Here is a 16,140-nt window from a genome sequence, read left to right on the forward strand (position 1 = left end):
TTAAGTCCGACTGCGTTTGCAATCTCCTTGGGTATGCGGATTGTGAGGCTGTCACCGATTTTAAAGGTCAAAAATCGTAACATTGTACGGCAAAATAGGATTATTACATCTGTAATATCCATTCAAAAAGCAATTATACCATAACCTCCTCTATGCTACCACGATACTTATGCCAAACCAAACAGCAGTGTTAGAAACCCAAAAAGGAACAATCAAATTCGAACTCTACGAAACTGAAGCCCCCATCACCACAAAGAACTTCATAGACCTCACAAACAAAGGCTTCTACAATGGTCTTACCTTCCACCGCATCGAACCAGGCTTCGTAATCCAGGGCGGCGACCCAAAAGGCGATGGCACGGGCGGCTCGGGAAAAAACATACCTCTTGAGATAGCCCCCTCACTCACGCACAGGAAAGGAGCAGTGGGAATGGCGCGCTCGCAGGACCCCAACAGCGCCTCCTCGCAGTTCTACATCTGCCTTGAGGATGCAAAATTCCTTGACAGGAACTACGCCGTTTTCGGGCTGGTGACAGAGGGCATGGCTGTGGCGGCGAAAATCAGGAAGGGGGATAAGATTTTAAAAGCCACAATCCAATAGCAACCTGAATTTTCAAGGGATAATCTCACACCCGTTATTAAACCGGGGATATTCAAAATCCGAACGTTTAACAACCCCGCTTTCAATCAGTTCCAGAATATGCGGCAGCGCATTCTGCAATTCCCTCACAAGATGCCTGACTGTCGTGCAGATAAGAGAATATCCATTCTCCCTCAGCATATCCTGTGCATGGTTCACAAAAAGGCACCTACCGCCGCAGATATGGAAAATATCGCATGATAAGCACGGCTCACCCACGCTGACCTTATCGCAAAGAGATAGCGGAGCATCGCTGAATATCGAGCCCACAACCGAGAAATCAAAATCAACTGATACGGGACAGGAAGAAATCCTGCCATCCGGCATTACCGTAAAAAAATCAATCCCAGAGCCGCATCGAAGTTGCGATTCCTTGCCAGAAAGCAGGGAATTCGTAATGCCAATAAAAGGAACAATCCCCGCAAGTCTGCCTGTAAGTGCCATCTCGGAAATCCACCATCTTACGAGTGAAGAAATACCCTCATTATAGAAGCCAATCCACTTCTCAATTCCATCTTCTGCGCCTTCCCAGAACATTTCAAAGCTGAGCTGCCAGTGAACATGATCGAAAGCCCCTGTGCCCAGAAGATAACGCACGTTTTCATAGATATCCGTACCCTGCGCCACTGTCATCCTGGCAACCAGGTCTTCTTGAAAACCTCTTTGCCTTATTACCTTCGCATTGTGCATTATCCTGTCATATACACCATTACCGCGCCACCCATCCGTAACTTCCTTTTTCCCGTCAATAGACACAAGTATTGAATTGAATTTGTCCAGATACTGAGATTCTATTTTATCTAACAATAAACCATTTGTCTGGATAACGAAGCGCCCGGGTATTGCGTCCATGATTCTCTTCATGGTTTCGATACGAAGGAGGGGCTCGCCTCCATAAAACTCGATTACAGGGGCTTCATCTCTGGATAAGAACGACATGAGGTCGAAAATCGAGTACTGGATTTCCTTTGGAGGAGAATCACTCCCGCCCCCGCAGTAATTACAGTTGAGATTGCATTCTTTTGTCAGGATTATGTGATAATGCATGCGATAAAAGATGAGCTGTTATTAAGCGTTACATGTCCAGCTTAAAATATTATTCAAGGTCGCTCAAATCAGGTTTTTTCTTGGGGCGTGCTTCCTTCGAAGAAGCTATTACATCGTCGATGCGCAGAATCATGGATGCTGCTTCGGTCGCAAGGGTTATTGCCTGCGTTTTTACACGAAGCGGTTCGATGACGCCGTTTTCCAGCATATCCACAGGTTTACCTTCAAACACATCAAGACCAACATTCTTATCTCCATTCTCATGCCTGCTGCGCAGCTCGACAAGCATATCAATCGAGTCAAGCCCGGCATTCTCAGCCAGGGTCTTGGGGATGATTTCAAGAGCCTGCGCGAATTTAGTTACTGCAAGCTGTTCCCTTCCCTCCAAGGTGGAGGCATACTCTCGCAGGCGAAGCGCCAGCTCTATTTCAGGCGAGCCTCCTCCAGCGAGGATCCTCCCATCTTCGATCACTACGCCGATGACGCGCAGGGCATCATGCATAGCTCTGTCAAGACTTGTGACAACGTGTTCTGTTCCTCCCCGCAGTAATATGGAATAGGTGTTGGGGTTCTCGCACTGTGTAACGAATATCATCTCGCCATTCCCAACCATTTTTTCTTCAACCAGTCCTGCATGCCCCAGAGCCTCAGGCGTTATCTCATCGAGACTTGTGATTATCTTTCCACCCGTGGCCCGTGATAACTTCTCAAGGTCGTTCTTCTTCACCCTGTGCGTCACGAAAATTCCAGCCTTGGCGAGGAAATACCGTGCCATGTCGTCCACGCCCTTCTGGCAGAACACAACGTTTGCCCCGCCTTTTATCACTTTTTCAGCAGCCTCGCGTATCTGTCTTTCTTCCTGTTCAAGGAACATGCGCGTCTGCCCGAGAGCTTCGATGGATATCTCTGATTTTGTCTCGGTCTTTCGCACCTCGATAGGCGTGGCAAGGATTGCAATCTTCGCATTCTCTACGCGCGAGGGCATGCTCTGGTGGGTTTTTGTCCTATCCAGGATTATACCCGCAATAAGCTCGCTGTCCTCCACGCTTCCTTCCCCGCGCCGCTCTATGGAGATGCTCTTGATATTTGCAGTCTTTTTCCCGTTTTCTTTTTTCACGATCGACTTCACGGCGCTGACCGCAAGGTTTGAAAGTTTTTCTTTTGAGAATTCTATACCTTTTCCTGTAAGCGCGGTTTCTGCTATTTTCCTGAGATTATCGTCCTTTGCGGGTATTGAAATATCGGAGAGGATTTCTTTTGATTTCTCTGCAGCAAGGTTGTATCCGTGGATGATTGTTGTTGGATGAACTCCCAGTTCCATGAGTTCCTGTGCGCCTTTTAAAAGTTCCCCCGTCAGTACCGCTGCTGTGGTCGTCCCATCCCCGACTTCATCGTCCTGCGTCTTTGCAACGTCGGCAACCATTTGTGCAGCAGGATGTTTGATTTTCATCTCGTCGAGTATGGTGGCGCCGTCGTTGGTGATGATTACAAGCCCTGCCGGGTCAACGAGCATCTTGTCCAGTCCTTTTGGACCGAGCGTGGTTCTCACGGCTTCAGCTACAGCACGCGCTGCCATGATGTTGCTTCGCTTCGCTTCTTCTCCTCGTGTGCGTTCTGTTCCCTGTTTTAAAATAATAACCTGCTGTCCGCCCATTTGACCTGCCATAGATATTCTCCTTTGTGAATAATTAAATGTAGCTGCAATCGGCTTTTTCGATAATGGATTTAAGCCTTAAGTTTCTGTTGTTTTGTTTATAGTTCTATAAAAAGATATCGCTGGTAATTGCCCCGATTATTTCCAATTTGCTCCGGTAAGGAACCCGAAAAGAAAGGCTGGACCTCCGATCAGGGTGTAAGTCCAAATTCCTAATACAGCAAAATGGAAACATTTGTCGATACTTCAGCTTCATCAACCTATTTTTTGTCTTATCGCCGATATTAGCATGGCAATTATTGCGGTTAACATTATCACTATTGTTAAAGACGTATACTGTCCTCGATCCACAGATGTCACTGTGGGCAGGGCAAATACACTGGCTGCAACCGTTACGATCAGAAACATGGTTAATTTGCCCATCTTTCCACCCTTTTACTCTTCATATCCTGAACATTTACCCAGATATCCTATCCTATCCATCTTGTCAGATTTGGGTATAATTTGGGTATTAGTCGTTTTGTTACTTAAATGTTTGCTTTGTATACTTTTTATCACGGTGTGAAAAAGGGTTTAAATGATAAAACTGACACTCTATCGCAAAAGGCTTTGGCATACCAATCTATCTATATCGATACCAATTTCAACAGAAAAACCAATAGCCCGGCAAGGATTCGAACCTTGGTCGCAGGATCCAGAGTCCCGCATGATTGACCGCTACACTACCGGGCTTCGCAAGGTTTGCATAATTAAGCTTTTTACGTATTAATCTATCGGAGTTTGATGAACCCGACATCAAAAATGCCAGTATTCGCGCTGAACTTTTTTTATTTCTTCTAACCGCGCCCTCACCTGCGGATTGACGGCTGATTCTTTCCTGACAGGTTCCCGCCCCATAAAAACATTGAGCACTGCCGCAACAGAATGTGAAAGCAGCTCAAGGTCGTATCCGCCTTCAAGGACAGCGCCGAGCTTCCCACCACAGGTTTCCTTGGCTATTGATTTCACAATGGATGCAAGTACCCCAAAACCCAAAACGCTCATTCTCATCTGGGCAAGACCGTCATCGGCGCATGCATCCTGCCCTGCGGAGACAAGAACAATGTCTGGCTTGAACTCAAGCGCCGCAGGAACGAGTATTTCCTCGAACGCTGCAATGAATCCCGCATCGTCTGTTCCTGCGGGCAGGGGAACATTGATATTATAACCTATCCCTTCCCCGCTTCCAACCTCATCCAGCCATCCCGTTCCAGGATAATGCGGGTATTGATGTGTCGAGAAATATAATACCGAAGGGTCATCATAGAACGCCTCCTGCGTCCCGTTTCCGTGATGCACATCCCAGTCCACTATAAGCACGCGCTTTTTCCCTCTCTTCTGCGCATGCCTTGCTGCAATCGCTACGTTATTGAAAATACAGAACCCCATACCTCTGTCCGGCGTTGCGTGGTGCCCGGGCGGTCTTATGAGAGCGAACGAGGAATCAACTTCATCGAGTGCAGCATCCACTGCGGCTATCGCGCCTCCTGCTGCAAGCAGTGCGACATGGTACGAATCCCTGCATAAAATCGTATCAGGGTCAAGCGGAATTTCAAGTTCGGAATACTTTTTGACCTTTTCAATGTAATCAGGTGTATGAATATATTGAATCTCGTCAAGGCTTGCGTATTGCGGCTCAATCATTTCCAGCCGGTTCATCAGTCCGGTTTCTTCAAGATGAGCTAGTATCGAGAGCAGCCGCTCTTTTCTTTCTGGATGCGAACCGGTCTCATGCTTTAAATAATCGGGATGGTAGATGATGCCCGTTCTGTTATTCAAGGCGCTTACAAAAATAAAAAGATGGAGAAGCTAAGCCAACTTCTTCCCTGCATTCGGTCCGTACGTGGCGTCGTATATCTCTTTCACATGAAAGACAAGGGCAGCCTTTCCGGGTAGTTTCTTGGCATCAGCCATCTCTTTTGCGCTTGAAAACCGCTCGCCCCTTGTTTCAATATCCACAGTCCCTTTTATCTGGTAGGATTTCTTGGCATCGCCGTCGTATGCAACTATTGCCATATTGGGATTGGCTTCTATGTTCTTTCTTGTCTTGTTAAAAAAGTTATCCACAAACAGAATGTTTTCATCGTCAAGGATCTTCCACATGGTAACGAATACCACATTAGGCTTTCCGCTCTTATCTGCCGTCGCTATTGGCAGCGGTTTTTGCTTGGAGACAACATCCTTTATTTCAGGAGGCATTTTCACCATAATTTTATCACCGTTTATCGTTTAGTATGCATTGGTCATAAATGTTTTGATTTGGAAAAAACAGATGTTATCGAACATTCATCCTTGCCGCATCTATCAATTCCTGCGTTATCTCAGGAAGCTTTGCGCTCAACCTCTTAAGCTTCCTGGGTTTGCAGTTCTCAAGCGCATATGCGAAAATTATCGGAACACCAACTGTGGCATCAAGATAAGGTATCACATTCCCCTCCCCTGCCTTCGGTATCTTTCCCCACGACTTGCCTTCGTTGATCGTAGCACCCGAAAGCCCTCCCACGTCAGGGCGGTCAACCGTCACCTGGATAACATAATTCTCACCAGGGCATTCCATCCCGATAATCTGGGAAATCATGGGCCCTGTTTGCTGCAGGAAATTCTTGGGCACGCCGCCCCCAACTTCAAGCACGCCTCGCGGTATATCGTTGAGCGTGCTGTTGTGCACGATGGCAGCGCTCTCCAGGACATCCATCGTGGGGCTCGGGTCTATGAAATCCTTCGGGGCAAGTTCCGCTGAACCGCCTGCAAGGATAGGAAGATAGCTTGTTCCCATACCAACGGATGAATCCGCAAAGCTTGGCACAAATACAGGCACGTCGTTCTTTGAAGCCGATGCGATGAATGAGCATTCAGGCTTCTTTGCGGTTTCCAGTACCCCTTCGCCCAGGATTTTATTATAGTATGCAGAGGAGAATTTCTCAGGGAACCTTTTCTTTTCAACCGCCTTCTGAGTAATCGCCTGTATAATCTTATCCTGGGCTATTAACGTACGCTGCATATCGATATACACGTCATAAATCCGCACCACGTCATGCTCTGCCAGTTCATTGTCATCTGCCGTATAATCCCCCTGGTGAACGGGCAAGCCGTATGCAAAATGCATATCGTGGTACGTATTTGCCCCTGTCGTTACAACCCAGTCGATAAAACCCCGCTCTATCATCCTGATTATGCCCCCGCCCATGCCGACAGGAGCCATGGCGCCGGCAAGCGTCAAACAAACTGTAGAATGCTCATCTATCATGGTCTTGAAAAGATGGCAGGCTTCAGCAAGCCTTTTTGCATTGTAGCCCATGCAATCGAAGACTTCATCTACCAATTGCGTTATTGTCATGTTATTAGAGATAGGAACTGGGGAAATAGCTTTTCCTTCCCAGTAATTATGTTTCATGCGGTGCATATGGCTCATACCTGTATTTTATAATTCGATATCAATCATAACTTCCATTTCAAATATCCAGCGAGATATTTAAGAATTGCTAATTGCAGGTGGCTGAAATTGATTGTCAGCCTTTAGAAAAAGTGGTCACAAATTATTTATAGAACCACAAACACTAAGAAATATCTCACCTGGAGGTAATTTATTATGGCAGGGCAATTAAGCGGACAGCCGATTATCATATTAGACAAGGATAAAACCAGGACTCAGGGTAGAGATGCACTTGGGTCGAATATCATGGCAGCAAAAGCAGTAGCCGATGCTGTAAGAACCACACTCGGACCAAAAGGCATGGACAAAATGCTTGTTAATGCTGTGGGTGATGTGGTAATTACCAATGACGGCGCCACGATTCTACGGGAAATGGACATAAAGCACCCGGCTGGAAAAATGATGGTTGAGGTAGCACGCACACAGGAAGACAAGGCAGGCGACGGAACCACAAGCGCTGTCGTGCTTTCAGGAGAACTCCTGAGCAAAGCCCATGCCCTGATTGAACAGGGAGTTCATCCCACAATCATAACACGAGGTTACGGGCTTGCCGCTGAGAAAGCCATTGAAATCCTGGAAGAATTGGCAATGGATGCTTCGGACGATGTGCTTGAAAGCATTGCACGAACCGCTCTCACGGGAAAAAGCGCAGACCTTGCTCTTGATTCGCTTGTGCAGTTGTGCGTCCAGACCGCGAAGTCAATTAAAGAGGGCGGCAAGGTGAACGTAAAGGAGAACATCAATATAATCCACCAGCGCGGCGGTAGCATAAAGGACACAAAATTCGTTCACGGGCTTGTGATTGATAAGGCAAGAGCCCATAAAAACATGCCAAGGAAGGTTGAGAATGCAAGAATCGCAGTTCTCGATACAGGGATAGAGGTCGAAAAAACACAGGTTAAATCCACGCTTAAAATCTCATCGCCAGAGCTTCTGAGCGAAGCGAGGCTTGAAGAAAGCAGGCTTGTGGAAGAGAAAGTGGAAGCCCTTGCGAAAAGCGGGGCAAATGTTGTATTTACAGAGAAGGGGATTGATGATATCGGGATGCATTATCTTGCCAAGAAGGGTATTTTTGCGGTCAGGAGATGCAAGGACGAAGAGATAAAAAAAATTATAAAAGCGACCGGGGCACGCGTGGTTTCCAAGGTGGACGGCGTAGAAGAGGAAGACCTCGGTAGAGCCGACGTAGTCGAGGAGCGCGGCGTGGGCAACTATAAGATGGTCTATATAGAGGGATGCGAGAATCCCAAAGCGGTGTCCATCCTGATTTACAGCGGCGCAGAACACGTTGCAGATGAGGTCGAGCGGGCTCTCGATGATGCGCTGCGCGTGGTTGGCGTTGTGATAGAAGACGGGAAGATTGTGGCAGGCGGAGGCTCTCCTGAAATGGAGCTTGCAACAAGGCTTCGAAAGTACGCCGCAACCCACGGCGGAAGGGAACAGCTTGCAATAATGGCTTATGCGGATGCGCTTGAGGAAATCCCCAAAGGTATTGCGGAGAATGCAGGTCTGGATGCTATTAGCATTGTTACGGAGCTCAGAAACAAGCACAATAAAGGCTTAAAGACTTCCGGGTTAAATGTTTTTACAGGCGAAGCAGAGGACATGAGGGAAATAGGCGTAGTTGAGCCGTTGCGTGTAAAGACCCAGGAAATCAAATCTGCAACCGATGCTGCGGTTATGATTTTGCGCATAAATGATATTCTGATGGCAAAGGAAACAGGCATGATGGACGTTAAGCCCGAGCACACGGCAGATTATTACGACGGAATCCAGGCTCCCTCGGTTGAAGAAGACTAACATTGCAAAGCATAAATTAATTATTAACCTGCGATATATCTGTTTGAGGAGTTGGTATTTCACGGATACTTGCATATTTTTAAATTAATCACGGAGCTGTCTGATGGTAAATAAAGAAGGTACGAACAGGGAAGAAACGCAAATCGGGGAAAAAGAAGCCGAATCTCCCCAAGCCCGTGAAGAAGAACCGGAAACAAAAGAAATTGAAGCACAAGAGCCCCGTGAGAAAGAACTTGTAAAAGAATTAGAAACAACAAAAAAACAACTCCAAGAAGAAAAAGACCGCTGTCTGCGCCTGAGCGCAGAGTTTGATAATTTCAGGAAAAGAGAACTTAAAGAAAGGGAAGAGTTCATAAAATATGCCAATGAGAAACTCATACTGGAGCTGATAGATGTCTGTGAGAGCCTTGAGAGAGGGCTGGAAAATGCCAAAAAGACAGATAATAACGATAAGTTAATTGAGGGAATGGAGCTAATATATAAGCAATTCAAAAACGTGCTTGAAAAAAATGGTCTTATTCCCATCAAAGCGCAGGGAGAAAAGTTCGACCCATATAAACACGAAGCAATGATGCAGACGCTTACCGATGAGTACGATGACGGTACAATCCTTGAAGAGCTTGCAAGGGGTTATATGTTAAATAACAGGGTCATTCGTTATTCGAAAGTCAGAGTATCGAAAAAGAAAGAGGAAATAGAGAATGAGGTGAAATAATGGCAAAAATCATAGGTATAGATCTCGGAACGAGCAACTCTGCAGCAGCGGTAATGCTGGGCGGAAGACCTACAATAATTCCAAGTGCTGAGGGGATAACCCAGTACGGCAAGGCGTTTCCCAGCTACGTGGCTTTTACAAAGACGGGTGAGCGGTTGGTGGGCGAACCTGCAAAAAGGCAGGCGATCACCAATCCTGAAGGCACGGTCACTGCCTTCAAGAGAAAGATGGGCACGGACTACAAGTACAGGATATTTGGAAAGGATTACTCGCCCCAGGAGCTTTCGGCAATATTGCTGCAAAAAATAAAGCGCGATGCTGAGGCATTTCTGGGTGAGAAGGTGGAGAAGGCAGTCATAACCGTGCCTGCCTATTTCAATGATAACCAGAGGCAGGCTACCAAGGATGCCGGTAAGATTGCGGGTCTGGAAGTCGTAAGGATAATCAACGAACCCACCGCAGCATCTCTTTCTTATGGTCTGGACAAGATGGAAAAAGAGCAGAAAATCATGGTTTTCGATTTCGGAGGGGGAACACTTGATGTTACGATAATGGAATTTGGCGGCGGTGTTTTTGAGGTAAAAGCTACCAGCGGCGATACGCAACTGGGCGGCACGGACATGGACAATAAGATAGTGGATTACATTGTCGAGGAGTTCAGAAAGCAGCAGGGTGTTGATGTACGCAATGATAAGGTTGCAATGCAGAGAATAAGGGATGCAGGAGAGAAGGCTAAAATCGAGCTTTCAACAACCCTTACCTCAGATATTAACCTGCCGTTCCTGACCGCAGATGCCTCGGGTCCAAAACACCTGACGATGACCCTGACACGAGCCAAACTTGAGGATATTGTCGGCGATGTGGTAGAAAGATGCAGGGGTTCGATGCGTCAGGCAATGGCTGATGCGAAATTGACTCCCAAGGATATTTACAAGGTAATAATGGTCGGTGGACCTACGCGAATGCCTATAGTGCAAAAATTCGTCGAGGACTATGTCGGGAGAAAAGTTGAGGGGGGCGTTGACCCGATGGAATGCGTGGCAACTGGGGCAGCAATCCAGGCAGGCGTGCTTGCGGGTGAAGTGAAGGATATCCTGCTGCTTGATGTTACCCCTCTCACCCTCGGTATCGAGACCTTGGGGCATGTCATGACCAAGCTCATAGACAGGAATACCACCATCCCGACGCGGAAAAGCCAGATATTCTCAACCGCTGCTGATAGCCAGACAACCGTGGAGATACATGTGCTTCAGGGGGAGAGGGCGATGGCATACGATAATGTGACGCTGGGAAGGTTCAATCTCGTAGGAATACCGCCTGCGCCGCGCGGGATTCCTCAGATAGAGGTTATCTTTGATATCGATGCAAACGGGATACTCCATGTAACAGCTAAAGACTTGGGGACCGGAAAAGAGCAGAAGATGACCATAACCGCGCCGCTCAAGATGCCTTCGGATGAACTCGACAGGAAGATAAAAGATGCAGAGAAATATGCCGAGGAAGACAGGAAGACAAGGGAAAAGGTCGAACTCCAGAACCAGGCAGATACGCTGGTCTATACAACCGAGAAGACGCTGAAGGAACTTGGCGACAAGGTTAGCGGCGAGCAGAAAGAAAAAGTTGAAAAGGCTATTGAGAGTACCAGGGAAGCCATAAAAAGCGAGGATGCGAGCAGGATTAAATCTGCCATCGATGAGCTCACGAAGGAGATGCATGCAATAAGCACGATATTATATCAGCAGGCTCAATCACAGCAGCAGGCTCAGCAGGCTCAGCAGGAAGGGACAAAGCCGGAGGAAGAGAAGAAGGATGAGAAAGTGACGGATGCGGAATATAAAGTGGTGGATGAGGATAAGAAGTAATCCTCATTCTTCCGGGGGCATTCATTCCCATATTTTCACCTCTTGAACAGGACATATCTTTTTTTACATTCAGGGTCATTATAGCTGCAAATCATGGCTACTAAACGCGACTATTACGAGATTCTCGGCGTCGATAAAAAAGCCCCGCAGGACGATATCAAATCAGCGTATCGTAAACTGGCGATGCAGTACCATCCGGACAGGAACAAATCCCCAGACGCAGAGGAGAAGTTCAAGGAAATATCAGAAGCTTACGGCGTACTGGAAGACCCGACCAAGCGCCAGCAGTACGACCAGTTCGGACATGCAGGCATAGACATGAGGTATTCCCAGGAAGATATCTTCAGGGAAGCGGCGCCGGATATTGAAGATATTCTCAGGGATTTCGGCATGCGCGGGTCTGGCGGATTTGGCAGGGGAGGGAGTATATTCGATATATTCTTCGGCGGGGAAGGAAGGCGAGAAGGGCCGCGCCGTGGCTCGGATTTACTCTATGAATTATCTATCAATTTTGAGGATGCTGCATCAGGGAAAACAATCGACATAGAAGTCCCAAGAACAGAGAGATGCGGGACATGCAACGGGAGCGGGGCCAAACCCGGAACATCGCCAAAGACATGCCCGGCATGCCGGGGGACTGGCCAGGTGAGCAGGACGCAGAACACACCATTTGGCAGGTTCATGACAACTTCCACATGCGGGACATGCCGCGGGTCCGGAACGATAATCGATGCGCCCTGCCCTGCCTGCCACGGGTCGGGTACTGTGCAGAGAAGGCGAAAGCTGGAAGTGAAGATCCCGCCAGGTGTTGATACCGGTTCAAGGCTGAGGGTGCCAGGCGAGGGAGAAGCAGGTGGGAAGGGCGGCCCGCCTGGCGACCTGTATGTGGAAGTAAACGTCAGGCCTCACAATATTTTTACGCGGCATGAAAACGATATTCTGATGGAAACCACCATCAGCTTCGCACAGGCAGCCCTGGGAGATGAGATCATTGTACCAACGCTTGATGGAAAGGCAACGATGAAAATCCCATCGGGTACGCAGAACGGTCATATTTTCCGCCTCAAAGGCAAAGGTTTCCCGAGCCTTCACATGTCGGGAAAAGGTGATGAACTGGTGAAAATCAGGGTCGATGTCCCGACAAGATTGACTGATAGGCAAAAGCAACTGCTGCGCGAATTCGCCGAGATAAGCGGGGAGAAAAGGAGCAAGGGAATTTTCGAGAAGGTAAGGGAGCATATTTAAAGACGCATGACCCCGGAATGAAAGCGCTCGGGCCCCGCTTCAAGTTAATAGTTGTTCTCGGCATTTGGGGCTCACATTTTCACCTCGCCCCTCCTCCTCCGCCACCAAAACCGCCCCCTCCGCCGAAGCCACCGCCGCCATGCCCTCCGCCCGCCCCGGAGGATGGCGGTGACGTCATACCATAAACATGCCCGAAATATATCGGCATATAGCTCAATGCGTGGACTTCAGGGATTTCCACTTTAAGCTCTTTCATGGCTTTTACAACCTTATCACCAACACCAAGCGCAGTTCCATAGACAAGCCACTCCTGCCATATCTTCAGGTCCTCAGGTGCGTATTTCTTGATTAACACGAAATCCGAGAGGAATGTCTTGAAGGCATCCCACTCAAGTTTTTCTTTGTAATAATCCTCTTTCCATCTCCCAAAAAGTGATGATGAAACAAATAAAAGAGGGATTACCTCCAAAAATAAAACAATGGCTGGAAAAATGCCAGAGGAGAGTTGAGGATACATATCTCTTAAACTTAAAAATAATACGAACATTGAAATCATTACGATGAGAGCCAATCCAAAAATTATCCAGACATACGTCTTTGCGCTCCTGACAAACTCATTTGCAGCACTTTTATCGGCAATTTTCAGCAACCTTTTCATATTTTCTCTAATACCGTCCAGGCGAGAAGTCCTTCCCTCCTCTGCTGCGTGCCTTGCTGCTCTTACTTCTTCTTCAAACCCGATTATGCCAAAAACATTATTTCTTGCATATTTCTCCAAAAAGAGCATCACCTCCCTCTCATATTCATCCTCCACCGCATCGTGCCCTTTCAGTATTTTTATCCTCAATTCTTTATCCCCTGAAATTGACATAATTATATTTGATATAACAGGTATTTTCTCAAGTTTCATCCTCAATCCATCCTGCTCTTCAGTTTCGATTTTCACAATGTCTCTTCTTTGCAGGTCAAGAAGTGTAGCATAAAATCCATTTTCATCGAAATCAAAAGGATCTTTTCTGAAAACAAGGTTTACAAGCCAGGGTTTTCTTTTATTTGGCACATAGCTCAGGAATTTTGGTACTGTGAAAGATTTTTCACTTCCGTATTTCTTATAAATCAATGCAAGCATCAATGGAAACAGGAGTACTATTGCTTTCATTCCATAATCCAGTGCAGAAAAAATATTGGAGTTCCTGGAGTATTCTGAATTAGCTGAAAGCGTTTTACCCTCAATATCAGACACATTCTGGGGAAATGCCACCATAATATTTGCAATCTCCGGCTTAAGCAGCATCTCAATCTCCAATAGTGTATTTTCAGGACTATCTCCATCCAGGATCAGCACTTGCCCTTCTTTTCTTGCACTCATTAAAGGATGTGTAAATATCTGAGAAACAAGACCATCGGGGTCATGTATGGCTATAGTAACATGTTTGTAAGGAAGATGTTTATCTGCAATTTTAAGATTCAGATGACAGTATTCCTGATCGCATTCAAGAGGCGGATGCAGTTTGAAAACATAGCTGATCTCATATCTTCCTGCATCGAATCTTTCAGGCTTGTAGCCGCCTGCTTCATTGAGCTCTGCAAGATACGTTATCTCATTTGTGTATCCTGGGGAAGGGAGATGGAGGAAAGTGTTTACATCCCCTTTATAATCCTTTACATACGCGATTGTACCGGGCGGTGAAGAGATGCTGACTGGTTCTATATAAGGGCTATTAAGTGTTTCTTCAGATAGCTTTGCTTCCCAATTTCTATATAACATTCTGTATTTGTAAGGTTCAGTAATTTCATAAACGAAATTCTCTTCCAGCGTTCCGTTCATGTACAGATCAGCCCTGTAGCTCTCCACGTAAACATCCCCGCAGCCTCTTATGCCGCAGGCGCTCTCTATACCTGCGGTCAATAGCAATCCAGAAACGCCGATCAAAGCTACAACAATCAATAATATCGCTATCTGTCTGCTTTCAGTCAACCCCAACTCCCCGCCGGTCTTTTCAGTTCCTCATCAAAGAAATCAAGATAGTCCTTCTTGCTCAATCCGATATAGCGCCCTATAAATTTTGAAGGGATAGTATCAAGCATGGTATTGTATTCCTGGATTATGTTATTGTAGGTATATCTGTGCCTTGCTATCTCATCTTCTACATCCTTTATGGCGTTCATGGTGACGGTCACGGTTTCAGAGGTCTTCAAGACCGGATAATTCTCAGCAACTGCAACTATATTCCCAAACAGCCCTCGCATCTCCCTGTCCATTTTGGTGAGGTCATTGGGTTCCGCCTTCCCGAGGTTTGAGCGCATGCTCGTTATCTTCTCAAAAGTGTCCTGCTCGAACTTCGCATAGCTCTTGACCGACTCGATGAGCTGTTCTATCATATCAAGCCGCTTTTTCATCGCTACCCTTGCCTGGGAAAGGGTGGCATCTGCTGCATTCCTTAAGTTTTTGAACCTGTTATATGTGGAAAAGAAAAAATAGATTGCAATAATCAGGAACAGGATTATAAGGACAGATACCACCAATAAAATATCCATATTTGTGATACGTAGGTTATTTCATGCACTATATAAAATTTCTGATGCCAGGTACAATACTCGCTATGATTGTAAATAAGCTGAGGAAATAAGTAACAGACCACCGTTTTGGAAAAACGGTTCCCAAACTCCCTTACATTTTTTCAAACATGTCTTTACCCACGCCGCACTGAGGACAGACCCAGTCATCAGGCAGGTCTTCAAAAGGGGTTCCAGGTTTGATTTTTGGATTATCTCCAACCTCAGGGTCGTAGATATAACTGCAGACCGTGCATCGATATTTTTGCATACACTCACACCTCTTTATCCAGTCTATTCCTTTTACTATTTATAATCCAAGTACTACAGTCATCATGGCGCTAATATGAAACTTGGCATAGCGAAAGGTTTATCTAAAATTAGTTTTAATGCTCTTATGAGATGGGGACATAGAACATAACCCAATCTCAATACAGAAAGGTGGGAAAAATATGCCAAAAGTAGTAGTTGTGTATCTCAGTACGTCAGGTAACACTAAAGCGATGGCAGAGGCTATCGTAGAAGGTGTTCAATCAAGAAATGTTGAGGCAACAGCCATGAATTTCCAGGAGGCAAGAATAGAAGAATTGAAAGATGCAGATGCAATTGCGATCGGTTCTTCAACTTTCTATTATAAGATGCTGCCCCCAATGGAAAAATTCATAGAAAGTCTTGAAAAAGCAAAAATAAAAGCTAAATTCGGAGCGTCTTTCGGCTCTTATGGATGGAGCGGGGAGGCGCCTATAATGATTGCAGAAAAAATGCGTCAACTCGGTATAAATGTGATAGATCCTGTACTGCGAATCCAGTATCTACCTACAGAAAAAGATCTAGAAGAATGCAAGAGGCTTGGAAAAGATATCGCTATTAAAGTGAAAAAGGTCGCTGAAAAACATGCCAAGCCAGGAAGCGAACCGAAGCGTGGAGATGCACTCATGCAGGAAGTCAAAATGGGTGAAGGAGGTCACTGAGAGAGAAGCATGGGTTTCGATGCTTGAGGGTTTGAATCGTGGATTGTTGCTTGATTTCTAACCTTTAGAAACAGGCGCAGAAATTCAAAAGAGAAACTATTGTTTTGGAGTAAGCAGCTTGTCGTTAAGCCGTCTGCTCCATACTTGATTTTTCAGCAACAGCTACATATTCTGCAAA

The 16,140-nt window shown here is 46.3% G+C and carries 15 protein-coding genes and 1 tRNA gene; 6 read left to right on the forward strand and 10 right to left on the reverse strand.

Translation table 11 applies throughout. The features are described 5' to 3' along the window. Positions 1-169 precede the first annotated feature (169 nt). On the forward strand, positions 170-601 hold the full coding sequence (locus O8C68_13840) for a peptidylprolyl isomerase (GenBank protein ID MCZ7396875.1): 432 nt from the start codon (positions 170-172) through the stop codon (positions 599-601). Positions 602-613: 12 nt separating this feature from the next. On the opposite strand, the gene O8C68_13845 is transcribed toward O8C68_13840, so the two are convergent. From O8C68_13845 to O8C68_13875, 7 genes are all read right to left on the reverse strand, one after another. Beyond that, positions 614-1,687: a TIGR04084 family radical SAM/SPASM domain-containing protein gene (locus O8C68_13845; protein ID MCZ7396876.1), complete on the reverse strand. Its 1,074-nt coding sequence runs from the start codon at positions 1,685-1,687 to the stop codon at positions 614-616. A 49-nt stretch (positions 1,688-1,736) separates the two neighbouring features. Next, positions 1,737-3,341, reverse strand: a complete 1,605-nt coding sequence (gene thsA, locus O8C68_13850) for a thermosome subunit alpha (protein ID MCZ7396877.1) — start codon at positions 3,339-3,341, stop codon at positions 1,737-1,739. A gap of 255 nt (positions 3,342-3,596) precedes the next feature. Continuing rightward, positions 3,597-3,764 (reverse strand): hypothetical protein, encoded by a 168-nt coding sequence (locus O8C68_13855; protein ID MCZ7396878.1) that lies wholly within the window; start codon positions 3,762-3,764, stop codon positions 3,597-3,599. Positions 3,765-4,000: 236 nt separating this feature from the next. After that, positions 4,001-4,073 (reverse strand) — tRNA-Gln (locus O8C68_13860). A gap of 63 nt (positions 4,074-4,136) precedes the next feature. Further along, positions 4,137-5,159, reverse strand: coding sequence for a histone deacetylase (locus tag O8C68_13865; protein ID MCZ7396879.1), 1,023 nt, complete (start codon positions 5,157-5,159; stop codon positions 4,137-4,139). 30 nt (positions 5,160-5,189) lie between these two features. Next, positions 5,190-5,588, reverse strand: a complete 399-nt coding sequence (locus O8C68_13870; GenBank protein MCZ7396880.1) for a pyridoxamine 5'-phosphate oxidase family protein — start codon at positions 5,586-5,588, stop codon at positions 5,190-5,192. A 67-nt stretch (positions 5,589-5,655) separates the two neighbouring features. Then, on the reverse strand, positions 5,656-6,717 hold the full coding sequence (locus O8C68_13875) for a deoxyhypusine synthase family protein (GenBank protein MCZ7396881.1): 1,062 nt from the start codon (positions 6,715-6,717) through the stop codon (positions 5,656-5,658). A 252-nt stretch (positions 6,718-6,969) separates the two neighbouring features. Between O8C68_13875 and thsA (O8C68_13880) the strand changes: the two genes are divergently transcribed. The 4 genes from thsA (O8C68_13880) (at position 6,970) to dnaJ (ending at position 12,435) form a co-directional block, all read left to right on the forward strand. Beyond that, on the forward strand, positions 6,970-8,613 hold the full coding sequence (gene thsA, locus O8C68_13880; protein MCZ7396882.1) for a thermosome subunit alpha: 1,644 nt from the start codon (positions 6,970-6,972) through the stop codon (positions 8,611-8,613). A gap of 103 nt (positions 8,614-8,716) precedes the next feature. Beyond that, entirely contained in the window at positions 8,717-9,328 is a 612-nt protein-coding gene (gene grpE, locus O8C68_13885) for a nucleotide exchange factor GrpE (protein MCZ7396883.1), read from the forward strand. After that, complete coding sequence (dnaK, locus tag O8C68_13890) at positions 9,328-11,190, forward strand: molecular chaperone DnaK (GenBank protein ID MCZ7396884.1); 1,863 nt, start codon at positions 9,328-9,330, stop codon at positions 11,188-11,190. The genes grpE and dnaK overlap by 1 nt, the downstream gene beginning before the upstream one ends. Positions 11,191-11,283: 93 nt before the next feature. Further along, positions 11,284-12,435, forward strand: coding sequence for a molecular chaperone DnaJ (gene dnaJ, locus O8C68_13895; GenBank protein MCZ7396885.1), 1,152 nt, complete (start codon positions 11,284-11,286; stop codon positions 12,433-12,435). 79 nt (positions 12,436-12,514) lie between these two features. Here the strand turns inward: dnaJ and O8C68_13900 are convergent, their stop codons facing one another. The 3 genes from O8C68_13900 to O8C68_13910 all read right to left on the reverse strand — a co-directional run bounded on the left by O8C68_13900 (position 12,515) and on the right by O8C68_13910 (position 15,262). Further along, on the reverse strand, positions 12,515-14,413 hold the full coding sequence (locus O8C68_13900; protein MCZ7396886.1) for a DUF2207 domain-containing protein: 1,899 nt from the start codon (positions 14,411-14,413) through the stop codon (positions 12,515-12,517). Next, positions 14,410-14,958, reverse strand: coding sequence for a LemA family protein (locus O8C68_13905; protein MCZ7396887.1), 549 nt, complete (start codon positions 14,956-14,958; stop codon positions 14,410-14,412). Before O8C68_13905 ends, O8C68_13900 begins: the two co-directional genes overlap by 4 nt. Before the next feature lie 148 nt (positions 14,959-15,106). Continuing rightward, on the reverse strand, positions 15,107-15,262 hold the full coding sequence (locus O8C68_13910) for a rubredoxin (protein MCZ7396888.1): 156 nt from the start codon (positions 15,260-15,262) through the stop codon (positions 15,107-15,109). A gap of 181 nt (positions 15,263-15,443) precedes the next feature. On the opposite strand from O8C68_13910, the gene O8C68_13915 reads away from it, so the two are divergent. Then, a complete protein-coding gene (locus O8C68_13915; protein MCZ7396889.1) occupies positions 15,444-15,962 on the forward strand; it encodes a flavodoxin domain-containing protein in 519 nt (172 codons plus the stop codon). Positions 15,963-16,140: the final 178 nt, after the last annotated feature.

The organism is Candidatus Methanoperedens sp. (genome assembly GCA_027460525.1).
Classification (GTDB): Archaea; Halobacteriota; Methanosarcinia; order Methanosarcinales; family Methanoperedenaceae; genus Methanoperedens.